The organism is Ralstonia sp. 24A2 (assembly GCF_051783885.1).
In the GTDB taxonomy this organism is placed as follows: Bacteria; Pseudomonadota; Gammaproteobacteria; order Burkholderiales; family Burkholderiaceae; genus Ralstonia.
Genome location: NZ_JBPVZD010000003.1, coordinates 856675 through 877439 on the forward strand (window position 1 = coordinate 856675; position 20765 = coordinate 877439).

Here is a 20765-nt window from a genome sequence, read left to right on the forward strand (position 1 = left end):
CGCCGTGCTCGGTAGGCGAGCGTCGCATTGGACAACACACACGCGGGTGCGCTGCATGGTTGCCGCCTGCTCCAAGACATACTCCTCCGAGGTTGAAGATGATGAAGAATCAGATCAGGAAGATTGCCGCCGCGCTTGCATTGGGCGCACTGGGCGCGTTGGCGGCGTGCGGCGGTGGCGATGATGACATCGGGCAGATCATCGGCACCAGCTCGCCGCAGTACCGCACGGTGCATGCCAACCCGTTCATTCAGAACGTCGACTTTGGCGTGAACGGCTCCGTCAAGATTGCCAACGTCGGCTTCAAGAACATCAGCAACTATTTCGGTATCGACGCGGTGCCGACGGTCGCGACCGTGGCGAGTGCCGGCACATCCGCGCCGCTGGCCACGGCGAGCTTCTCGCCGGCCAATGGGCATCGCTATACCGCACTGGCGATCGTCGCGGCCACCGGTACGGCCACCAGCCTGTCGATCATCGATGATCCGTACAACAAATCGCTTCTCTCGGACAAGGCGCGCGTGCGTACCTTCAACGCGTCGTACAACGCGAACAACGTTGACGTGTATGTGACCGCACCGAATGCCGACATCACTCCCCTCTCGCCAACCATGGGTGGTGCGTCATATGGCGCCGCATCGCCGGCCAGCACGCAGGATTCGATCTACCTGGACGGCGGCACGTACCGGGTGAGCGTGACGACGGCCGGTACAAAAAACGTCATCTTCGCTTCGCAGCCGTTCAGCCTGGCCAACAACGCCGACTGGCTGATCACCACACTGCCTGCCGGCGGCGTGGGCGCGGTCACGCCAAACGCCATTCGGGTGCTGGTGGCGCAGGCCAACGGTGCTTCGCAGACGGCCGCCGAACTGCCGTCAAAGTAAGCGCATTCGCACGCGCGGGTGCCCGCCAATCGCGGGCACGCTTCGTTTGTGCCGGCCCAGGAACGAAATCTGCTACCCAAGCTGAAGGTACGAGGCTTACGCGCCGGCACACGCAAGGCTGGCCTGGGGGATGGGATGAGCGAATCTGCAGTCAACCTGTCGGCAACGATGGACGGCACACAGCCTGTACGGCCCGCGCCTGACGGCGGCCGGCATCTCGACGTGTTCTGGGTTGACGATCCGTTGGCGGGAACACGCCTGCACGTGAGCGCCGCCGCGCAAAGCTGGGGCGTACGGCCCGAGACCTTGTGCGGTGCGCGCGAGCACTGGTTGGCACATGTTCACCCGGGGGACCACGTGGCGCTGCGCGCAGCCTGGAATGGCTTGGCGCGCGGGCAGGGTTTCACGCTCGAGTACCGCTGGATCGGCGCGGATCATGTCGAGCACCGTGTTCGCGAGCGCGGCGACCTGATGCCGCATACCCAAGGTGCACCGGCCCATGCCGTGGGCCTGCTCGAAGACGTGACGCAGCGCCAGCAGGCGCTGGCCGCGCTCACTGAATCCGAATTCCAGTTGCAATGGCTGACTGAGAGCGTGCCGTTTCCGCTGGTGCAGATCGACATCGCGCACTGTGTGCGCTTTGCCAACCATGCATATGCGCAACGTTTCGGGCTACAGGTGGACGACGTGCTGGGGCGCCATCTGCGTGAGCTGATGGGGGACGCGGCTTACGCGCGCGTGCAGGCCCAACTGGCTGAAGGCTTCTCCGGCCGCCGTGTCGATTTCGAGATGGAGCTGGAGTACCCGCGCGATATCGGCCGCCGCTTTGTGCACGCTTCCTACGCGCCGCAGCATGGAGCGGACGGCAGCGTGCAGGCGCTGGTGTGTGTGGTGGAGGACATTACCGAGCGCAAGGAAGTCGAGCGCGAACGCTTTCGCCATCAGCGCGAGTTCGTCACGCTGGTCGAGAACGCGCCGGACGTGATTGCGCGGCTGGATCGCGAGTTGCGCTGTGTCTATGTGAACCGCGCCGTGACCGAAGCCTTTGGCGTGACGCCGGCCGACATGACCGGCCAGACGTTGACCGAGTCGCCGTTGCCGACCAGCGTGGCAGCGCCGCTAGATGAGGCAACACGCCTGGCATTCGAGACCGGCACCGAGCAGACCTTGACGCTGCATCTGGAAGCCAACGCGGAGCGCACGCGTATCACGCACTACAACGCACGCGTGATTCCCGAAGCCGACCGCTTTGGCGAGATGGAGGCAGCACTGCTGATTGTCTATGACGTGACCGAGCGCACCGAGGCCGAGCGTGAGCGCAATGCGCTGCTGCTGCGCGAGCAGGCCGCACGTGCTCAGGCAGAAGCCGCCGCGCTGGCGCGCGATCAGTTCCTGGCGGTGGTGTCGCACGAGTTGCGCTCGCCGCTCAACGGCATTCAGAACTGGGCCTACGTGCTTGAGAACCAGATATCGGGCGGCGCGCCGTTGATGCAACGCGCGCTGGCCGGTATCAAGGCCGGTGTGGAGCAGCAGGTGCGCTTGATCGAAGACCTGCTCGATGCCACGCGGGTGATGAGCGGCAAGCTGCGCCTGACGCGTGAACCCTTCACGCTGCGCATTGCGCTGGAGAGTGCGCTCAACAGCGTGCACGCATTGGCCGCCGATCGCCACATCACGCTGCATACCTCCTCTGCACTGCAGGCGCACGAGATCGACGGTGATGCGGATCGCATCCAGCAGATCGTCTGGAACCTGCTCACCAATGCCATCAAGTTCACCCCGGAAGGTGGTGACGTCTGGCTGTCGACCGACCTAGTGGGCGAGGTGGTCCGCATCGTGGTGCGTGACAACGGCCGGGGCATCGCGCCGGCCTTCGTGCCGTATCTGTTCGACCCGTTTCGCCAGGCGGATGACTCGCACACGCGACACACTGGTGGTCTGGGCCTTGGGCTTGCACTCGTCAAGCGTTTGACCGAACTGCACGGCGGCCGCCTGCATGCGCACAGTGACGGCGAACACCGCGGCGCAACCTTCACCGTCTACCTGCCGTTGCACGCCGGCGCCGAGTTGACCGCACCGTTGACAGAAGACCCCGCGCGCAATGGGCCACTGCCTTCGCTGGCTGGTTTGCGCGTGCTGCTCATCGATGATCAGCAAGACGCGCGCGATGCGCTGGCGACGCTGCTGACGCAGGTTGGAGCGGATGTTGGCAGTGTCGGCTCCGGTCAGGAAGCCATTCTGCAGCTCGATGCCTGGGGGCCATCGGCGCGCCCGCAGGTCATGGTGTGCGACATCGCGCTGCCCGATGAAGATGGTTACGTGATCCTGCAGAAGGTCCGTTGGTGGGAGCGTCAGCGTTTGCCCGCCGGCGCGGCACCGATCGAGGCCATCGCCTTGACCGCATTTGCGCAGCCGGATGACCGTGTGCGCGCGCTGGCGAGCGGCTTCCATGAGCACTTGGTCAAGCCGGTATCGCCGCACGATCTGGTGCGTGCGCTGCGCGTTCTGGCGCGGCTGTAGGCGACGGGCACATCCTGCGCACGCAAGCGTTACACGCCACACAGGTAACCCTTACGCGACAAGTGAGACGATTGCTTTGGCAGCACTCGGATGCTGTTGTCGCATGGCACATGCGTAGCGCGCATCTTGCCATGGCCATGCGCACCCGCACGCTGGTGTGGCACGCCGGTTGCGGGGGGCTGGGTATCGAGGTTTCGTCCGCAGGAGGGCGCCATGAACCCGCACCCGCGCGCCACCGTGCATAGCCCGAACCAGCGCGACGAGCCATCGGCAAACACCACGCCGCCGCGCGCACCCGATGCCGGGCCCATTGGCGAACGTGTCGACCGCGTGCTCGGCAAACCTGAACACGATCACGAGACACCAGCGGCCGCGCCCGGGACGTCGGGTTGTCTGCCACATGAGCGCGATCAGCGATTGGACGAGCAGCGCTCCGGCCCGCGTGCCAACATCGAACAAGCGGCGCGCGACATCGAGAGCGGCCAGCTCGACACCGATCTGCACAACACACCCGGCATTGAACGCGTGGTGCGCGAACGCTGCACGGCCAATCGCGAAGACCGCGACCGCCAGGTCGCCAACCATAGCGCCGACGAACTGGCCGACAAGCGCGGTGACGCCGGCAAGCCCTCGCGCAGCAGCGAGCACCAACGGTGAGCGGCGCCATGCGTCTTGCCTATGTGACCGAGACCTGGCCGCCGGAGTTGAACGGCGTGTCACTGACGGCTGCGCGCACGGTTGCGTTTCTCCATGCGCGCGGGCACGACGTGATGCTCGTGCGTCCACGCCAACGTGCCATCGATGCCGGCCAGCCAGCGTGGGTAGACGACACGTTGCGCGTGCCGGGTGTACCGATCCCGCTGTATCCCGATTTGCGAATGGGCTTACCTGTGCGGCGTCGTTTGCTGCGCGCGTGGCAGTTGCACCGGCCTGATCTGGTGCATGTGGCGACCGAGGGGCCACTTGGCTGGTCGGCCATGCAGGCGGCGCGGCGGCTGGGGGTGCCGGTTACCTCGGACTTCCGTACGCGCTTTGATGAGTACGGGCGCCACTACGCATGGGAAGGTGCCGAGGTGCTGGTGCGCGGCTACTTGCGTGCCTTTCACAACCGCACGGACCGTACCTTTGTCCCCACGCGCGAGCTGCAGCGGCAGTTGGGCGAATTCGGTTTCACGCGCTTGACCGTCAGCACGCGCGGTGTCGATGCGCGTCAGTTCGCGCCGCACTATCGCAGCCACGCGTTGCGCACGCAGTGGGGTGTTGCCGACGATGCGCCGGTGGTGCTCATGGTGGGGCGCTTGGCGGTGGAGAAGAACCTGGATGCTGCGCTGGCCGCATTCGACGCTGTGCGCCGGCGCATGCCCAGTGCGCGGTTGGTATTGGTGGGTGATGGCCCGCTGCGGCGTACGCTGCAGCAGCGTTGTTCCGATGCCGTGTTTGCCGGCATGCAGCACGGCGAAGCGCTGGCCACGCACTATGCCTCGGCCGATCTGTTTCTGTTCCCCAGCGTGACGGAGACGTTTGGCAACGTCGTCGTTGAAGCCATGGCCAGCGGTTTGCCGGTGGTGGCATTCGATACCGCAGCAGCGGGCATGCACCTGCGCGCGGGTGAAAACGGTTGGCCCGTACCCGTGGGGGATGCGGCTGGCTTGACGCATGCGGCCGTGCAACTCGCCGTCGATGTGGCGCAACGCAAACGCCTTGGCCATGCCGCGTGGCTGACCGCTCAGCAACTGGATTGGCCGCGTGTGCTTGAACGTTTTGAAGCGGCGCTCATGGCCGTGCATCACGCGGCCACCACCGGCGAGGCCTACGATGGCGACCCACGCCTGGCCTGACTGGAAGCGCTGGCGCGAGCGCGATCGCCAACTGGCCGTGGCGCTCAACCACGTTGCCGGCGATGCGGTAGCCATGCGGTTCTATCGCGGCGTCAGCCGCCTGGGCGACGGCATGCTGTGGTACGCGTTGATGGCCGCGCTGCCCGTGATTGGCGGGGACACCGGCTGGGAGTGTGCCAAGCAGATGGGCCTTACAGGGTTGCTCTCGCTCGTTATCTACATCCTCCTCAAGCGCTGCGTGTGCCGGCCACGCCCGTATCTTTCCTGCGAGGAGATCCACCTGTGCGGCCGCGTGCTCGACCAGTTCAGCTTTCCGTCCGGGCACACGCTGCACGCCGTGTCGTTCACCATCGTGATGGCCGCGTACTACCCGCGCATGGCGCTGGCGCTGGTGCCGTTCACGCTCATGGTTGCGCTGTCGCGGGTCGTGCTTGGCCTGCACTACCCGAGCGATGTGCTGGCCGGTGCCGGGCTCGGCATGTTGATTGGCGGGCTGTCGGTGTGGCTGTTCTAGTACGACGTCAGAGGGCGGCCGGCCTGGGAGGCTTCCGGGCCGCCCATCAATGCCTGTGCAAACACCTGCGCAAAGCCGTTCTTGGTAACCGGCGTGCGTGTTTCCAGGCAGGCAGCCAGTAGTTCCTGCCAGTGGCGGATGACGTCCGGATAGGCCGCATCGGCCGGATGCAGGCCCAGACGCAGCAACGGCGTGTTTGCGTGTTGCCGCGTCAGCCAGCGCAAGTAATAGCGCGATACCAGCCGGCGCGCGTCAGACCGCACGCTGTAGGTCAGGCAGGGCGCCTTCAGGGCGCGCGTCGGATGCAGCAAGTAGAAGCGTTGCAGCGTGGTCGTGTAGCGCAGCTGTAGCGCGTCGAGGGCCTGCCACGTGGCTGCGTTCATCAGCCATGCCGGTGCGACAAAGCCATGCAGCGGCCAGCCGTTGGCGGAAAACCAGGCGGCACCGGCTTCAATGCGCGCGCGCGCCGCCGCCAGGGGAATTGCCGAGAACTCGCCTTCGCCCGCCGTGTAGCGCGTGCGGATCAACTGATCAACAAAGCCGCCGAGGGGCTGGTCGTCCAGGTGTGCGTAGCCGTGCAGCACAAGCTCATCCCCTTCGCTCATGCGCTCGGTCATCATGCGGCAGAAGCGCTCGCTGTTGCGCGCGGTGGGGCCGCGGTGGAAGTTGGGAATGACCAGCAGCGACTTGGGTACCCGGCAGACTTCATCCAACGCGGAAAGCAACGCCATGCATGCCGGCCAAGTAGCGGGCGTGACATCGTGCATGGCAATGACCAGGTAGCGCGACATGGTGGATGGGTTCGTTTATCGGGTACGGGTGGCGCGCACGCGTTCGCGGGCGGGGCGTCGTGTTTCGTTGGTCATGTCGGCCTGTCGGCCGAGCAGCGCCAGATAGCGGCGCTGCAGTTGCGGCAGCACGACGCGCCAGTCGTATTGCATGGCATGGCGGCGTGCCGCATGCGCCAGCGCTACCGGATCGCGTTGCCCGAGTGCACGCAGTGCCTGCGCGAAATCGTCTGCGCGGCAGTGCGGCACGGTATAGCCGACGGTCTCGTTCACCAGCTCGGCCAGGCCGCCGGCCGAGCACGTCACGACCGGCACGCCGCTGGCCATCGCCTCCAATGCAACAAGGCCGAACGTTTCCTGATCGCCCGCATGCACGAAGGCATCCGCACTGGCCATGGCTGCAGCCAAATGCTGTGCATCGCCTTCATATGGCAGGGCGCGTACGTGTCTGCCGTGCGGTGGCGTCGGACCAGAACCGATGGTGACCAACACGGTGCCGTCGTCGAGCTTGTCCACGGCGTCGCACAGCACGTGCAGGTTCTTCTCCGGCGCATAGCGGCCCACATAGAGCAGCACGCGCGCGTCGCGTGGCAGGTCAAGCTGCGCGCGCCAGCGCAGCGAGCGTCGTGCGGGGTGGAACAGGCGCGTGTCCACCCCCAACGGTTGCAGTTCCATGCGCTGCACGCCTAGTTCCGCCACCTTTTGCGCGATGTAGCGGCTGGGCACGAATACCGTGTCGAAGTGCGGATACAGCTTGCTTGCATAGGCCGTCGCCGCCAGTTCAGCAGGCGGCCCGCCCAGACGGCGGAAGAAGGCCGGCAGATCCGAATGGCAGAACGCCACCACCGGCACTTGCAGCCGCGCACCCGCATGCAACGCCGCCCACGACAGCCGGTACGGGTCGCCCGCCTCGATCAGGTCCGGCGACAACGCACACAGTGCGCGCTCGGCCGGGCCGCAACGCAGCGGCACGCGGTAGCCCGCCGACATCGGCAACGGTACGCCGGGCACCACAGCCACTTCGTTGGACGCATCGTCAGCCGCGCCCGGCACCACCAGCGTGTGCCGCCAGTGCGTCTCCCGCAGGAAGTCGTGCTTGGCGCGCAGGTAGCGTTTGACGCCGCCGCCCTCCGCCGCCCAGAACATCGTCACATCGGCCAGGTGGGGCGACGACATTGCAGCGTCGTCAGCGTGGTCGCGGTGAGTGTGGTGGTTTGGCAGCTTGCGCACGGGCGTCCCGTTGTCCTGTTGGGTGGGCAGCGTGGTCAGACCTGGCGGCGCAGTTCGGCCGGTGCAATGCGCATCAGCCCGCGGTACTTGGCGACCGTGCGGCGCGCGACGATCACGCCCTGCTCGGCCAGCATTTTGGCGAGCGATACATCGGAGAGCGGCGCATCGGCGTCTTCGGCTTCGATCATCTCCTTGAGCAGCGCCCGCACCGAGGCGGCCGAGCATGCACCACCCGTGTCGGTGGCGAGCTGACGTGAGAAGAAGTGCTTGAACTCGAAGATGCCGCGCGGCGTCGCCATGTACTTGTTGCCGGTGGCGCGCGAGATGGTCGACTCATGCAGGCCGAGTTCTTCGGCAACATCGCGCAGCACCAGCGGTTTCATGGCCACCTCGCCGTATTCCAGAAAGTGTTTCTGGTGCGCGACGATGGCCTCGGCCACGCGCTGAATGGTGGCAAAGCGCTGCTGCGCGTTGCGGATCAGCCAGCGCGCTTCCTGCAACTGATGCGCCAGCGGTGTGCGGTGGTGGCCGCGCGTCTGTGCGAAGAGTTCGGCATAGACCTTGTTGATGCGCGCACACGGCGCCACCGCCGGGTTGGTGATGGCAATCCACTTGCCCTTGATCTTGGTGACGAACACGTCGGGCACGACGTAGCCCGCGTGCGCCTGCGAGAAGCGCTGCCCCGGGCGCGGGTCCAGCGAGCGGATCAGTGCGCAGGCGTCGCGCAGTTCATCTTCGGTGCAGCCGAGTGCGCGGCGCATCAGTACGAACTCGCGCTTGGCCAGACGCGACAGGTGGCTGCGCACGATGTCCTGCGCGATCTCCTGAATGCGTTCTTCGGCTTCTGCGCCGTATCCAACGCCGGCCGGACGCGCCTCGATCTGCAGGCGCAGGCATTCGGACAGGTCACGCGCGGCCACGCCCGGCGGGTCCAGGCTTTGTACCAGCGCCAGCGCGATCTGCATTTCCTTCTCGGTGGGTATGGGCTCCACGGGGGCCAGCGGGATCAGCTCAGAGAGCAGCTGGCGCAGGTAGCCGTCATCGTCCAGTGCTTCAACCACGGTCTGCGCCAGCACACGGTCGCGCTCGGACAAGCGATAGCTGAGCAGCTCTTCGTGCAGATGTTCGCGCAGGCTCGGGGTGGCGTGCACCCATTCGCCGATGTCGCTGTCTTCACCATCGCCATGGTGGTTGCCGTTATGGCTGTAATAGGTGCTGAAGTCTGCAGGAAACTCTTCCGATGCGGCGATGGCCGGATCGGTTTCGATGGCGCTGATGGTGGTTTCGGGCGGCGCTTCCTCTGCGTGCGTGGTGTCAGCGGCCGCATCGTTCGGTTCGGCGGAGGCAGACACCTCACCCGTGCGGGCCATCGGGTCCATACCATCAGCCTGAGGCTGCCGTCCGGTCTCTTGGGCCTCCTGTTCGACCTCTTCCAGGAACGGGTTGCTGGCGAGCGCTTCTTGCATTTCCTGCGCAAATTCGTTGGCGGACAACTGCAACAGCTTCACGGACTGCTGCAGCCGCGGCGTCAGCGCGAGATGCTGCTTCGCCCGCATTTCGAGAGCGGCCTTGACCATTCGCCTTGCCTCCTTGGGTGAGTGGGCGCCAGTCTTGCGACCGACATGACCCTCCATCGATGCAAAGCGTGTGCCATGCCATAGAACCTAGATGCGACAAGGGTTTGCAGGTGGCTGGCACGCCGTTTCTACATGGTCATGTCGTTTTTATATGCGCATTGTTGCCGGCACATGACAGCGCGGCGGCCGCACATGGGCCCAGATCGTGCGATGCCGCGCAATCGCAACAGGTGGCATGGCAGGTACATACGTTGCTGTGGTGACCGGGAAGCCGGCAATCAGTCGGCTTCGCGTTCAATCACCGTCACACGTAAGGAGAAACCGATGCAATCACGCACGCTGACTGCCGCCCTCGCGGGCGCCGTCCTGGCCCTCGGCATGACGACGGCCTTGGCCCAGACCAATCCCGCTCCGGCAGATGCGCCGACCAATGCGCCCAAGGCGGGCACCGATGCCATGCCTGCCGACGGTAATGCCGAAGGCGCCAAGCCGAAGCCCAAGCACAAGAAGTCGCATCACGCGAAGTCTTCGAGCAAGTCGGGTGGATCTGGCAGCGCCAGTGCGGGTGACACGTCAAGCTCGGGCAACGCTGCAGCAGCAGGCGCCAGCGCTGCACCATCGGGTGCGACCAAGCAAAGCCAGTAACCGACCTGTCTGACCAACACCACGTGAGGAGGCCCGCCATGCGAGTCCAATGGTTGACACTACCGCAGGCGGGCCGATGGAGGCACGCCGCAATGGACCCTCCACCCCGTCGCGCGCCGCATGAGCACCCGGGCGAGCGCACGCGCACGCATCCGCGCTGAGACTTCAGCGTGGGTGCGTGCGGTTTGAAACGTCGAGAAAGCGCCGGATCAGGCTGCCATGCTGGCGGTGGCCGTGGTCTGGTAGAGGTCGAGCCGGTTGTACAGCGTCTTCAGGCTCACGCCGAGTGTCTTGGCCGCCTGGCGCTTGTCACCATGAAAGTGCTCCAGCGTGGCCAGGATCAGCGTGCGTTGCGCGTCGGCCAGCGTCACGCCCACCGACAGGCTCAGCACACCTTCCTTGACGCTTGGCTGCGCAGGGCCGCGCGGCGATGCCAGCGGCGCCGTCAGCTCGATGGTTTTCTCACCGAGGATGTAGCCGCGCTGCACGGCGTTGCGCAGCTCGCGCACATTGCCGGGCCAGGCGTGGCTGCGCAACACGTTGAGTGCCATACGCGAGAACACCTTGTCCGTCTGGTGCGCAGCATTGAACTGCGCGAGAAAGTGCAGGGCCAGCTCTTCGATGTCGTCGTCGCGCTCGCGCAGCGGCGGCACCTGCAGCGGCACCACGGCCAGACGGTACATCAGGTCTTCACGAAAGGCGCCGTCGGCCACCGCTTCCATCAGATTGCGGTTGGTGGCCGCGATGATGCGCACGCGTGTCTGGATCGGCTCGGTGCCGCCCACGCGCATGAACACGCCCGTCTCCAGCACGCGCAGCAGCTTGACCTGCATCTCCACCGGCATCTCGGTGATCTCGTCCAGGAAGATGGTGCCGCCGCTGGCGTGCTCGAAGTAGCCGATATGGCGCTGCGCCGCGCCGGTAAAGCTGCCCTTCTCGTGACCGAACAGTTCGGACTCGATCAGGTTGGGCGAGATGGCGCCGCAGTTGACGGCGATGAAGGCCTGGTCGGCCCGCGCACTCATGTCATGCACGGTGCTCGCGATCAGCTCCTTGCCGGTGCCCGATTCGCCCATGATGAGCACGGTGGCCAGCGTGTTCGATACCTTGCCGATTTGTTTGTACAGCGCGCGCATCACCGGCGAGCGGCCATAGAGGTGGCCGAAATCTGGCTCCGCGATCGCTTGTGTGATTGAGGTGGCCTGGCTGGCAGGCGTGTCGGTTTCAGCCGGCACGTGATCGGCATCGTCGAATTCGGCGAGTTCGGTCAGGCCCGGGGGGCAGCGTAGGCGCCCGGTAGTGACTGCACGGTCGAAGGCGTTGGCTTCGCTCAAGGACATGGCTCCCTCGTGGTCGGTCACGACGGGGACGTCCCGGCACGGAGCCGCCTGTTCAGCGATGCTGGCTCCCGATGGCTTGGCGCGTCGTCATCCCGTCACATTGTGTTAAAAAGTTGAGCCATTATCGGGGCCGCCCTAGCGCGTTGTATGTCAGGCATGCGCTGACGTTTCGGCCATCCTGTCGGCCAAACGCTGACAAGAAATGGGTCCGAGACGTTGGCGGGGCGCAGGTTTCACTCCCGCTTCTCCCCCTCAGGCGGTCTATCGTGTCCATCCGGTGCTCATTCGGTCCGGCGGGTGGCGAAGCCTTGGCCTTCTCACCTATGCTGAGATCACGTCCGCTTGGTCGGGCCGGCCACCCGGAGTGACGCCTCCGAGTCTTTTCTTGCACGAGAACGTGTAAAAGTTACCGATCTCTGCACCGGCACTAGGGCTTGGCTGCGCAACCACTGCGCCCGCCGCCAAGCGGGTCTGCGATGGAATACTTTTTGCACCTGCCGCCTGCCCGCGCATGGAAGGCCCGCAGTTGCCCCACGCATTGACCGCCGACGGTCCAATCGAATCGCCGGCCAACCAATCGAATCGAGATGCCACATATTCTGATTGTCGAAGACGATGCCAACGCTCGCGCCGCCCTGGGTGAGCTGGTGAGTGCGGAAGGGTTCACCACCGCGCAGGCCGGTTCGCTGCGCGATGCGCGCATTCAGATGTCGCGTCACAGCCCCGACGCCATCCTGATCGATCTGCTGCTGCCCGACGGCAACGGCATGGACCTGATGGAAGACATCGCGCCGCACTCCGGCACGGAGATCATCGTCATGACCGGCCACGCCAGCGTGGAGACCGCCGTTGAGGCGCTGCGCATGGGTGCGGCCGACTACCTCGTCAAGCCGGTCAACTTCCAGCGGTTGAAATCTGTGCTCGCGCGCATTCCGCGCCCGGGTGATCTGAAAGCCGAGATCGGCAACCTGCGCGGCGAGCTGCGCCGGCTGGGCCTGTTCGGCCAGATGCTCGGCAACTCGCCGGCCATGCAGACGCTATATGACCAGGTCAGCCGCGTGGCGCCCACCGAGGCGACCGTGCTGCTCATCGGCGAGTCCGGCACCGGCAAGGAGCTGGCCGCGCAGACCATCCACGATCTGAGCCTGCGCCGCAAGCAGCCCTTCCTGCCGGTCAACTGCGGCGCCATCTCGCCCAACCTGATCGAGTCGGAAATGTTCGGCCACGAGCGCGGCAGCTTTACCGGTGCCGACCGCCAGCACAAGGGCTACTTCGAGCGCGCCAACGGCGGCACGCTGTTCCTCGATGAAATTACCGAGATGCCGATCGAGCTGCAGGTCAAGCTGCTGCGTGTGCTGGAGACCGGCGTATTCATGCGCGTGGGTACCAACCGCGAGATCGACTCCGACGTGCGCGTGATTGCCGCCACCAACCGCGACCCGGAAGAGGCCGTGGCCGACGGCAAGCTGCGTGCTGACCTGTATCACCGCCTGAACGTGTTCCCGCTGCAACTGCCGCCGCTGCGCGAGCGCGGCAAGGACATTGACCTGCTGGCGCAGCATTTCCTGGACCAGCTCAACGCGCAGAACAACACCAAGAAGGCTTTCCTGCCGCCCGCGATGGACACGCTGCGTGCCTACAACTGGCCCGGCAACGTGCGCGAGCTGCGCAACTATGTGCAGCGCGCGTTCATCCTGTCGGACGACGCGGGTATCGACACGGCCAACGTGCCGCTGCAGGTGTCGAGCACACAAACCACGTCCGGCTCCACGCTGACGATTCCGGTGGGCACGTCGCTGGCCAGCGCCGACAAGAAGATCATCCTGGCCACGCTGGAGCAATGCGGCGGCGTGAAGAAGCGCGCGGCCGAGCTGCTCGGCATCAGCCTGAAGACGCTCTACAACCGACTGGAGGAATACGGCAACAGCGAAGGCGGTGACGACAGCACCCATTCAGGGTCAGGCCGACCGCACGCCACCGAGGCGTAGGTCGCGCACTTCGGTGATGTTCCGGGCGCGGTACGCAGCTTGCTGACGGTGGGTATCCACACCGCACAGGAGGTTGCCATGCTGCGTTACGCCGTCATCTTTTTCATCATCGCGCTGATCTCGGCCGCGCTTGGGTTTGGCGGCATCGCTGCCAGTGCAGCCGGTATCGCCAAGATCCTGTTCATGATCTTCGTGGTGCTGTTCGTGGTGAGTCTGCTTTGGGGTTTGATGGCCGGGCGCAGGTGAGGGGCAGCCAACCTTGTGCGTATCGACACGCGATGCAACCTCAGGAGCGCAGACCCATGGAACCGTCCCAGACCAACCCGTTTCCCAAATCCGATGGCAGCGGCAACCTGATCCGCGAAGATGTGGTGCAGGCAGCCGAGCGCGTCAAAGCGACCACCGCCCAGGCCATCGACCGCGCCGCCGGCGCGGCCGCCGATGCACTCGATGAGGCAGTAACCCGTCGCGAGCAATGGCGCGTATCGCGACAACGCTTTGCCAACGATGCGGTGGACTGCATGCGCACGCATCCGCTGGCGACCATTGCGCTGGCCTTTGGTGCGGGCTTCCTCATCAGCCGGCTACTGGGCACCGACGACGACCTCTGAGCCCCGCTTGCGCGTATGCTGCGGGCTGACTACGCTCGAGGGCGGCGTGGGCCTGCCCGTGCCGCCTCCCTCAAGGACCGTTCATGCGCCTGGCTGCCTTCTTCATCGACCGCGATGTGCTCAAGCGTTCTGCCCACGTGCTGATCGGGGCGGGACGGCAGTGGTCTGTGCATCGCGCGGCCAGCAAAGGCGCGGCGCTGTCGTTCTATACGCTGTTCTCGATGGCGCCGGTACTGGTGCTGGTCATCTCGATTGCCGGGCTGTTCTTTGGCGAACAGGCCGCGCGCGGCGAGATCTTCGGGCAGATCAAGGGCCTGGTAGGCGACCAGGGCGCGGCCGCCGTTGAGACCGTGCTGGCCGCCACCAAGCGCTCCGGCCATGGCCTGTTTGCCGCCATCACCGCCGTCGTGCTGCTGGTGGTGGGCGCCACCAGCGCGTTCTCTGAACTCAAGAGCAGCCTCGATGAACTCTGGGAGGTTCCGCCGCGCCAGCAGTCCGGGTTGTGGGGGCTGCTGCGCGCACGGTTGCTGTCGTTCAGCTTGATCCTGGTGCTGGCCTTTCTGCTGCTGGTCTCGCTCATCGTGAATGCCGCGTTGGCGGTGGTCCAGCGCTTCTGGGGCGAGATCTGGGCGGGCGCGGGTTTCTTCGCACCGGTGGCGGAGGCGGTATCTTCCGTCTTTGCGTTTGCGGTGGTGTCGCTGTTGTTCGGCACCATCTTCAAGATGCTGCCCGAGACGCGCGTGGCCTGGCGCGACGTGGCGCTGGGCGCGGTGGTGACGGCGCTCCTATTCTCGCTCGGCAAGCGCTTCATCGGGTTGTATCTTGGCAGCAGCGCGGTGGCGTCTTCCTATGGCGCGGCTGGGTCCGTAGTGGCACTGATGCTGTGGATCTACTATTCCGCGCAGATTTTCTTCTTTGGCGCGCTGGTGACGCGCCAGTACGCGCTGCTGTTTGGCAGCCGCAAGGAAGAGGCGGTCAGAGCTGCCGCCGGTTCTGCCGCACAGGCCGCGCTGCTCAACCCGACGCTGGCGGCTGGCACGGCCAACGGCACGCGCGACAGCCGGGGCTAGTCCCGCGTCAACTGCTCCAGCAATACGCCCGCTACGAAGGCCAGGCCAACAGTCAGCGCCGGATGCTGGCGCATGGAACTGCTCGCCTGCTCCGACGCGTTTGCGTGCAGTGTCTTCAATTGTTCGGTGCGCCGGTCGATTTGCGTGAGCGTGCCGGAGACAACGCCGGCCAGCCGGTCGATGCCGTCGGCCGTGGCATCTTTCACGCGCTGCGCGGTGTGATCGATCTGCGGATGCAGGGTGGTGACGGTGGCGCTGTTGGCGGGTGGTTTGGGGGGCAACTCTGTCATGGGGGCTCCTGCAGTGCAATCGTCCTCACTGCCAAGCAACCGCCATGCCCCAACACGTCGCGCCCCAAAACAAAAGGGCCACAACTGTGGCCCTGGATACGGGTGAAAACGAAAACGACGCGACTAGCCGACCGTCACCACGGTCTTGTGCACTACCAGAATTTCCGCTTGCAGGGCGAGCGCTGCGAGCGCCCGCAGGCTGTCCTGCGGCAAAGCCTTGATCCGCTTGCGGCGATTGGCGGCACGCTGCTGACGCGCCGCACGCAGGCTTTCCGCGTCGAGTTGCCACGCCTTGCGGGTGGTCTCGAGAATGCGCTGCACTGCGGGATCGACAGGGGTTCGACTACGCACGATTGGACTCCTTACTTCTTAACTTCTTACTTTCTTTCAATGTCGCAAAGCACCACACCGTGTGGGTTTCACGACGGCCTCCACAATACGGGAGCTTCATGACAACTTCGATAACACCGTCTCCGAAAGGGTTGTCGGAGCATTCCGACACCGTATTGGTCTCCACCATCCGGCGGACGGTTCCTACGGAGTTTCCCTTGCTTGCGCGCCGGGTCAGTTGATCCTAAGCAAGGTCGCCGATCGCGTACAATCTCGGCTGCCCCGGATTGACAGCTCCGATCGGGCAGTCCATCGGCCGTCAGGATGACCCCCGCCGGCCAGCACACACGCCATGTGTGCATTCATCCGCATTTTTCACCCCTCCCTTTCGGTTTTTGCCCGTGAGTACGCTGCAGCAGGAGATCCGGCGCCGCCGGACGTTCGCCATCATTGCCCACCCGGATGCGGGTAAAACCACGTTGACGGAAAAACTGCTGTGGTTCGGCGGCGCCATCCAGATGGCCGGCGCCGTGCGCGCGCGCAAGGCCAACCGCCACGCCACTTCCGACTGGATGGAGATGGAAAAGCAGCGCGGCATCTCCGTCACGTCTTCTGTGATGCAGTTTCCGTACCAGAACGACGGCGGCGACTACATCGTCAACCTGCTCGATACCCCAGGCCACGAAGATTTCTCGGAAGACACGTATCGCACGCTCACGGCTGTGGATTCGGCCGTGATGGTGATCGACTCCGTGAACGGCGTGGAAGCGCAGACCATCAAGCTGCTTAACGTCTGCCGCCTGCGCAGCACGCCCATCCTCACGTTCATCAACAAGCTCGACCGCGAAGGCCGCGCGCCCATCGAACTGCTCGACGAAATCGAAAGCGTGCTGCAGATCCAGTGCGCGCCGATGACGTGGCCGATCGGCATGGGCAAGTCGTTCAAGGGCGTGTATCACCTGGTGAACGACACCGTGCAGCTGTTCGACCCGAACGCTGATAGCGAGAAGGGTGCGACCGCTGGCTTGATCCAGGGCTTGGACAATCCCGAGCTGGATCGCGTGCTCGGCTCGCAGGCCGAAGAGTTGCGCATCGACATCGAACTCGTGCGCGGTGCTTCGCACACGTTCGACAAAGAGGCGTTCCTGGCCGGCAAGCAGTGCCCGGTGTACTTCGGCTCGGCGGTGAACAACTTCGGCGTGCAGTCGCTGCTGGATGCGCTGGTGGGCCAGTCGCCCGAGCCGCTGGCGCGCCCCACCGAGACGCGCGAAGTCAAGCCGCTGGAAGACAAGTTCACCGGCTTCGTCTTCAAGATCCAGGCCAACATGGACCCGAAGCACCGTGACCGCATCGCCTTTGTGCGTGTGTGCTCGGGCCGCTTCGAGCGCGGCATGAAGCTGCTGCAGGTGTCGACCGGCAAGACGGTCTCCATCAACAACGCCATCACCTTCATGGCGCAGGACCGCAATACTACCGAAGAGGCCTTTGCCGGCGACATCATCGGCGTGCCCAACCACGGCACGATCCGCCTGGGCGATGCGTTTACCGAAGGCGAGACGCTCAAGTTCACGGGCATCCCGTCGTTTGCGCCGGAATTCTTCCGCCGCGCGCGCCTGAACAACCCGCTGCGCCTCAAGCAGTTGCAGAAGGGTTTGCAGCAGTTGGCTGAAGAAGGCGCCACGCAGATGTTCCGCCCGATTGCCTCGAACGACCTGGTGCTGGGCGCCGTCGGTATCCTGCAGTTCGACGTGGTGGCGCACCGCCTGGAGCATGAGTACGGCGTCGATGCCATTTTCGAGCCGCACGAATGCGCGACCGCCCGCTGGCTCAAGGGCAAACCGGAAGACATCGACAAGCTGATCGACAAGGCCGGCCACAACGTGGCCCTGGATGGTGCCGGTGACTACGTCTACCTGGCGCCCAGCAACGTGAACCTGCGGCTGACGCAGGAGCGGTTTCCGGACATTCAGTTCCTGGAGACGCGGGAAATCGTTTAAGACGATGTGCAAAAAGAAACGGGGCCGAGCGCCCCGTTTTTCTTTGTGCGCGATCAGCGCTATCGGCTGTCCGAGCGCTGTTGACGCTGTATCCGTACTCGCACCGCATCCAGCCCGCTACTCGTATCGAACACCGCATCATCCGCAAAGACGGGTTGCGCGAGACGTTTCAGCGCACCGTTGCCCGCCATCTCCACGGCCAGCCGAGCGCCACGCTCGAACGCGTGCCGCATCGTGTCATGCCACAGCACCGGCCGCGCCATGTTCCAGGCCAGGTCTTCGACAATGAGATTGGCGCGGAAGAGTGCGCGCGCACGGCTGCCGCTGACGTACGTGCGTTGCGGCGCGTGGGCAGTGACCTTTGCTGTGGCCGCAGCCAGCTCGGCGGCTTGCGTATCGAGCAACGGGCAGTGCGATGGCACCGCCATGCACAACCGCGACGCCGTCGACGCGCCCGCTGCTTGCGCACGGGCTATGACCTGCGCGAGTGCGGCATCGTTGCCCGCCACGACAATCTGCCGCTCTGCATTCAGGTTGGCGACATAGGCGGGCGTTGCTGCCGAGTTGACCAGCGCAACGACGGCGGCGACTTCCGGTTCGGTCAGGCCGGCGATGACGGCCATGCCGTAGCCGCTGGGGTAGGCGTCTTCCATGAGTTGCCCGCGCAGGCGGACCAGGCGTAGTGCATCGCTGAAATCCAGCACGCCAGCCACAACGGCTGCGGGCCACGCGCCGATCGACAGGCCGGCCACCATATCTGGCGCGGCATCCTGTCGAACCAACGTGCGCGCCACGGCCACACCGGCAATCAACAAGCACAGCTGAACCGCCACTGTCGATCGCAACGCCTCTGCGGTATCGAGTGTGCGTGGATCAACGCCCAGCACGTCGCCAGCTTCGGTCAGTGTTTGCGCGGCGGCCGGGTCGTCAGGCAACGCGTGCAGCATGCCCGCACGCTGGCTGCCTTGACCCGGAAACATGAAGAGGACGCTCATGCCAGACGACTCCAAGGATCCGCGACGAGCACGGGGCCGAGATCGGTCTTGAGTAGTGTCTTGTGTGGCGAGGTCAACCAGTCGCGCAAGGCGAAGCCGCCGTGGCCGGTGTCGATCTGCAGGTCGACGCGGCATTCGGTGTCGCTCAGCTGGCGCACGAGGTGCTCGCGCTGCGCAGCCGATGGGGCATGCGGCATGCGCACGACGAGGTCGAGATCGCTGTCCGTGTGTAAGACAGGTAAGCCGCTGGCGAGCGCAAAGCCCACACCCCCGGTCGGCCCCCAGGCCCAGCCGAGGGCATCGAGTGCGGGGGCCAACGCGCGTAAGGTGCGCAGTGCTGCAAACGGGGCGTCGTGAGCGATCGCCGTTGCGGTGGTTGCCAGCATTTCTGGCGTGACCACACGCGTGATGGCGCTGGCCGCGACGGTGCCAGCGCAGCGCTCGCTCCGTACGCAGCCGCGCAGGCCTACCGGGATCGACCCATCCGCACCACGCGGTGCACGACGCACGACGACGGGCGCACCTTGCTGACATGCCGCGATGGCCCAGTCCGGCAAAGGTGCGCCGTCTGCTGTTGTGGGCATCGCGGACACCCACAGCAGATCGTGCGCGCGCAGCGGCGTTTGCGTCATGCGATCAGCGCCTTGGTGGCGAGGAACAGCACCGACGGCCCGAGCAAGCAACCGAGACCCGTATGGAACGTCGCCACCAGCGAGCCGTAAGGCACCAGACGCCGGTCGGTGGCAGCAAGCCCAGCCGACACGCCGCTGACGGTACCCGCCAATCCGCCGAACACCATGGCCGCACGCGGGTTGTTCAGGCCCAATGCCTTGGCCGCGAACGGCGTGCCAACCATCACCAGGATCGCCTTGACGAGGCCCGTGGCAATCGACAACGCCATGACATCGGAGCTGGCACCCAGCGCCGCGCCCGTCACCGGCCCGACGATGTACGTGACGGCGCCCGCGCCGATGGTGGTGACGCTGACCGCATCGGTATAGCCGAAGGCGTAGGCAACGCAGGCGCCGACGATGAACGGCAGCACCGTCCCCAGTAGCAGCGAGACGGCGCCGATCAGGCCGGCCTTGCGCGCCTCGGTCACCTGCACCTCAAAGGCTGTCGCGACGATGGCGAAGTCGCGCAGCATCGCGCCCCCCATCAGGCCGATACCGCCGAACAGCTTCAGGTCAGCCAGGCCGCGTTCACCACCCGTTTGCACGCCACCCCAGTAGGCCAGCACCAGCCCGATCATGATGGCGATGGCAGACCCGTGCACGCGCCCGAAGGTCAGCTTCTTGGACAGCCACATCGACAGGCCCATGACGATGCCGACCAGCGCAAACGCCGCGACCAGCCCGTTGTGTTGCAGAACTTTCTCTAGCATTGACAGCATGGCGGGGCTCCTCAGGCGCGGGCTTGTTCGGATTCAGGCAGCGGCGGCAGGGGTTGCCGGTCTTCGGCTTTGCCTGTGCGGTTGATGAGCGCGATGCACACACCGCACACCACGACCGCGCCGATGGCACCGAGCAGCGCGACGGGGCCGCCGCGCAGCGCCGTCACCACGTTCTGCGTGGCTGCCATCGCCACTACCACTGGGATGTACATTGCGCCCCAGAACGAGACGCCGGCTTCTGTGGCGGCCGGCATCAGCCCACGCTTGTGCAGGTAGAGGCGCGCGAAGATCAGCAGCAGCATGGCGATGCCCACGCCGCCTACATTGGCCTTCACGCCGATGGCCTGGCCGAGCAAGTCGCCCAGGAAGAGGCCGGCGATGTGACATAGCGCCAGCAGGGTCGTACCGTAGATGATCACGTCTTTGTCTCCTGAAGGAACGGCGATGGGTCGCCTGTTGTGTGTTGTGGTGATCGAGGGGTGAGGTTTTTTTTGCGTTAGTGGTGCATCCCTTGTTTCATCCCCTGCCGGGGCTGACTCACTTTCTTTGTCTTGCCAAAGAAAGTAAGCAAAGAAAGGCGCGCCCGAGATGGCGACCCCCTCCTTGAATTTCTGTCGCAGGGAGGGAGTGCAGGCAACTCGCTTCGCTCAAACAGGCCTGCACTCTTTTTCCTCCCTGCAACAGAAATTCAAGGCGCCATCTAGGGCAGGGTACGGCCACACCGTCTGTTGCATGGCTTGGCGCCCCGATGGCAT

21 protein-coding genes are annotated in these 20765 nt (G+C 65.2%); 11 read left to right on the forward strand and 10 right to left on the reverse strand.

From position 1 onward, the window contains the following. The first annotated feature begins 101 nt into the window (after positions 1–101). From ACS13N_RS21350 to ACS13N_RS21370, 5 genes are all read left to right on the forward strand, one after another. Positions 102–884, forward strand: coding sequence for a DUF4397 domain-containing protein (locus tag ACS13N_RS21350; RefSeq protein WP_438934465.1), 783 nt, complete (start codon positions 102–104; stop codon positions 882–884). A gap of 168 nt (positions 885–1052) precedes the next feature. Then, positions 1053–3404, forward strand: coding sequence for a PAS domain-containing protein (locus tag ACS13N_RS21355; RefSeq protein WP_438934466.1), 2352 nt, complete (start codon positions 1053–1055; stop codon positions 3402–3404). A 213-nt stretch (positions 3405–3617) separates the two neighbouring features. Next, positions 3618–4061: a hypothetical protein gene (locus ACS13N_RS21360; protein WP_438933601.1), complete on the forward strand. Its 444-nt coding sequence runs from the start codon at positions 3618–3620 to the stop codon at positions 4059–4061. A gap of 8 nt (positions 4062–4069) precedes the next feature. Continuing rightward, on the forward strand, positions 4070–5242 hold the full coding sequence (locus ACS13N_RS21365; protein WP_438933602.1) for a glycosyltransferase family 4 protein: 1173 nt from the start codon (positions 4070–4072) through the stop codon (positions 5240–5242). Further along, positions 5220–5756, forward strand: coding sequence for a phosphatase PAP2 family protein (locus ACS13N_RS21370; RefSeq protein ID WP_438933603.1), 537 nt, complete (start codon positions 5220–5222; stop codon positions 5754–5756). Before ACS13N_RS21365 ends, ACS13N_RS21370 begins: the two co-directional genes overlap by 23 nt. Here ACS13N_RS21370 and ACS13N_RS21375 read toward each other — a convergent pair. The 3 genes from ACS13N_RS21375 to ACS13N_RS21385 form a co-directional block, all read right to left on the reverse strand. Next, positions 5753–6547, reverse strand: a complete 795-nt coding sequence (locus ACS13N_RS21375) for a DUF2334 domain-containing protein (RefSeq protein ID WP_438933604.1) — start codon at positions 6545–6547, stop codon at positions 5753–5755. The genes ACS13N_RS21370 and ACS13N_RS21375 overlap by 4 nt on opposite strands. A 15-nt stretch (positions 6548–6562) precedes the next feature. Then, a complete protein-coding gene (locus ACS13N_RS21380; protein ID WP_438933605.1) occupies positions 6563–7720 on the reverse strand; it encodes a glycosyltransferase in 1158 nt (385 codons plus the stop codon). 89 nt (positions 7721–7809) lie between these two features. Beyond that, positions 7810–9351 carry an RNA polymerase factor sigma-54 gene (locus ACS13N_RS21385; RefSeq protein ID WP_438933606.1) on the reverse strand — a complete coding sequence of 514 codons (1542 nt, stop codon included), beginning with the start codon at positions 9349–9351 and terminating at the stop codon, positions 7810–7812. Positions 9352–9675: 324 nt separating this feature from the next. Between ACS13N_RS21385 and ACS13N_RS21390 the strand changes: the two genes are divergently transcribed. Further along, complete coding sequence (locus tag ACS13N_RS21390) at positions 9676–9996, forward strand: hypothetical protein (RefSeq protein WP_438933607.1); 321 nt, start codon at positions 9676–9678, stop codon at positions 9994–9996. A gap of 209 nt (positions 9997–10205) precedes the next feature. Here ACS13N_RS21390 and ACS13N_RS21395 read toward each other — a convergent pair whose 3' ends face one another. Continuing rightward, a complete protein-coding gene (locus tag ACS13N_RS21395) occupies positions 10206–11336 on the reverse strand; it encodes a sigma-54 interaction domain-containing protein (RefSeq protein WP_438933608.1) in 1131 nt (376 codons plus the stop codon). 587 nt (positions 11337–11923) lie between these two features. On the opposite strand from ACS13N_RS21395, the gene ACS13N_RS21400 reads away from it, so the two are divergent. From ACS13N_RS21400 to ACS13N_RS21415, 4 genes are all read left to right on the forward strand, one after another. Further along, complete coding sequence (locus tag ACS13N_RS21400) at positions 11924–13324, forward strand: sigma-54-dependent transcriptional regulator (RefSeq protein ID WP_438933609.1); 1401 nt, start codon at positions 11924–11926, stop codon at positions 13322–13324. A 78-nt stretch (positions 13325–13402) separates the two neighbouring features. Beyond that, a complete protein-coding gene (locus ACS13N_RS21405; RefSeq protein ID WP_438933610.1) occupies positions 13403–13570 on the forward strand; it encodes a DUF1328 domain-containing protein in 168 nt (55 codons plus the stop codon). A 56-nt stretch (positions 13571–13626) separates the two neighbouring features. Then, positions 13627–13935: a hypothetical protein gene (locus ACS13N_RS21410; protein ID WP_438933611.1), complete on the forward strand. Its 309-nt coding sequence runs from the start codon at positions 13627–13629 to the stop codon at positions 13933–13935. Positions 13936–14018: 83 nt separating this feature from the next. Next, complete coding sequence (locus ACS13N_RS21415; RefSeq protein ID WP_438933612.1) at positions 14019–15005, forward strand: YihY/virulence factor BrkB family protein; 987 nt, start codon at positions 14019–14021, stop codon at positions 15003–15005. Here the strand turns inward: ACS13N_RS21415 and ACS13N_RS21420 are convergent. After that, positions 15002–15295 carry a hypothetical protein gene (locus ACS13N_RS21420; RefSeq protein ID WP_438933613.1) on the reverse strand — a complete coding sequence of 98 codons (294 nt, stop codon included), beginning with the start codon at positions 15293–15295 and terminating at the stop codon, positions 15002–15004. The genes ACS13N_RS21415 and ACS13N_RS21420 overlap by 4 nt on opposite strands. Positions 15296–15418: 123 nt before the next feature. Beyond that, complete coding sequence (locus ACS13N_RS21425) at positions 15419–15646, reverse strand: hypothetical protein (protein ID WP_438933614.1); 228 nt, start codon at positions 15644–15646, stop codon at positions 15419–15421. Positions 15647–16026: 380 nt separating this feature from the next. Here ACS13N_RS21425 and ACS13N_RS21430 point away from each other — a divergent pair, with 380 nt between their 5' ends. After that, positions 16027–17622: a peptide chain release factor 3 gene (locus ACS13N_RS21430; RefSeq protein WP_438933615.1), complete on the forward strand. Its 1596-nt coding sequence runs from the start codon at positions 16027–16029 to the stop codon at positions 17620–17622. A gap of 59 nt (positions 17623–17681) precedes the next feature. Here ACS13N_RS21430 and mdcH read toward each other — a convergent pair whose 3' ends face one another. Genes mdcH through madL form a run of 4 tightly spaced genes read right to left on the reverse strand, consistent with a single transcriptional unit; the run spans position 17682 to position 20429 of the window. Further along, positions 17682–18617: a malonate decarboxylase subunit epsilon gene (mdcH, locus tag ACS13N_RS21435; RefSeq protein ID WP_438933616.1), complete on the reverse strand. Its 936-nt coding sequence runs from the start codon at positions 18615–18617 to the stop codon at positions 17682–17684. Continuing rightward, on the reverse strand, positions 18614–19249 hold the full coding sequence (locus ACS13N_RS21440; RefSeq protein WP_438933617.1) for a malonate decarboxylase holo-ACP synthase: 636 nt from the start codon (positions 19247–19249) through the stop codon (positions 18614–18616). The genes mdcH and ACS13N_RS21440 overlap by 4 nt, the downstream gene beginning before the upstream one ends. Beyond that, positions 19246–20010, reverse strand: a complete 765-nt coding sequence (madM, locus tag ACS13N_RS21445; protein WP_438933618.1) for a malonate transporter subunit MadM — start codon at positions 20008–20010, stop codon at positions 19246–19248. Before madM ends, ACS13N_RS21440 begins: the two co-directional genes overlap by 4 nt. Positions 20011–20021: 11 nt before the next feature. Further along, the gene (madL, locus tag ACS13N_RS21450) at positions 20022–20429 is read right to left on the reverse strand and encodes a malonate transporter subunit MadL (RefSeq protein ID WP_438933619.1); all 408 of its coding nucleotides are present in this window, start codon (positions 20427–20429) and stop codon (positions 20022–20024) included. Between the last annotated feature and the right edge of the window lie 336 nt (positions 20430–20765).

Excerpts from the sequence above, each read along its gene's own strand:
- ACS13N_RS21350 (WP_438934465.1), top strand. The coding sequence starts at position 102 with ATGAAGAATCAGATCAGGAAGATTGCCGCCGCGCTTGCATTGGGCGCA.
- ACS13N_RS21355 (WP_438934466.1), top strand. The coding sequence starts at position 1,053 with ATGGACGGCACACAGCCTGTACGGCCCGCGCCTGACGGCGGCCGGCAT.
- ACS13N_RS21360 (WP_438933601.1), top strand. The coding sequence starts at position 3,618 with ATGAACCCGCACCCGCGCGCCACCGTGCATAGCCCGAACCAGCGCGAC.
- ACS13N_RS21365 (WP_438933602.1), top strand. The coding sequence starts at position 4,070 with ATGCGTCTTGCCTATGTGACCGAGACCTGGCCGCCGGAGTTGAACGGC.
- ACS13N_RS21370 (WP_438933603.1), top strand. The coding sequence starts at position 5,220 with ATGGCGACCCACGCCTGGCCTGACTGGAAGCGCTGGCGCGAGCGCGAT.
- ACS13N_RS21375 (WP_438933604.1), bottom strand. The coding sequence starts at position 6,547 with ATGTCGCGCTACCTGGTCATTGCCATGCACGATGTCACGCCCGCTACT.
- ACS13N_RS21380 (WP_438933605.1), bottom strand. The coding sequence starts at position 7,720 with ATGTCGTCGCCCCACCTGGCCGATGTGACGATGTTCTGGGCGGCGGAG.
- ACS13N_RS21385 (WP_438933606.1), bottom strand. The coding sequence starts at position 9,351 with ATGGTCAAGGCCGCTCTCGAAATGCGGGCGAAGCAGCATCTCGCGCTG.
- ACS13N_RS21390 (WP_438933607.1), top strand. The coding sequence starts at position 9,676 with ATGCAATCACGCACGCTGACTGCCGCCCTCGCGGGCGCCGTCCTGGCC.
- ACS13N_RS21395 (WP_438933608.1), bottom strand. The coding sequence starts at position 11,336 with ATGTCCTTGAGCGAAGCCAACGCCTTCGACCGTGCAGTCACTACCGGG.
- ACS13N_RS21400 (WP_438933609.1), top strand. The coding sequence starts at position 11,924 with ATGCCACATATTCTGATTGTCGAAGACGATGCCAACGCTCGCGCCGCC.
- ACS13N_RS21405 (WP_438933610.1), top strand. The coding sequence starts at position 13,403 with ATGCTGCGTTACGCCGTCATCTTTTTCATCATCGCGCTGATCTCGGCC.
- ACS13N_RS21410 (WP_438933611.1), top strand. The coding sequence starts at position 13,627 with ATGGAACCGTCCCAGACCAACCCGTTTCCCAAATCCGATGGCAGCGGC.
- ACS13N_RS21415 (WP_438933612.1), top strand. The coding sequence starts at position 14,019 with ATGCGCCTGGCTGCCTTCTTCATCGACCGCGATGTGCTCAAGCGTTCT.
- ACS13N_RS21420 (WP_438933613.1), bottom strand. The coding sequence starts at position 15,295 with ATGACAGAGTTGCCCCCCAAACCACCCGCCAACAGCGCCACCGTCACC.
- mdcH (WP_438933616.1), bottom strand. The coding sequence starts at position 18,617 with ATGAGCGTCCTCTTCATGTTTCCGGGTCAAGGCAGCCAGCGTGCGGGC.
- ACS13N_RS21440 (WP_438933617.1), bottom strand. The coding sequence starts at position 19,249 with ATGACGCAAACGCCGCTGCGCGCGCACGATCTGCTGTGGGTGTCCGCG.
- madM (WP_438933618.1), bottom strand. The coding sequence starts at position 20,010 with ATGCTGTCAATGCTAGAGAAAGTTCTGCAACACAACGGGCTGGTCGCG.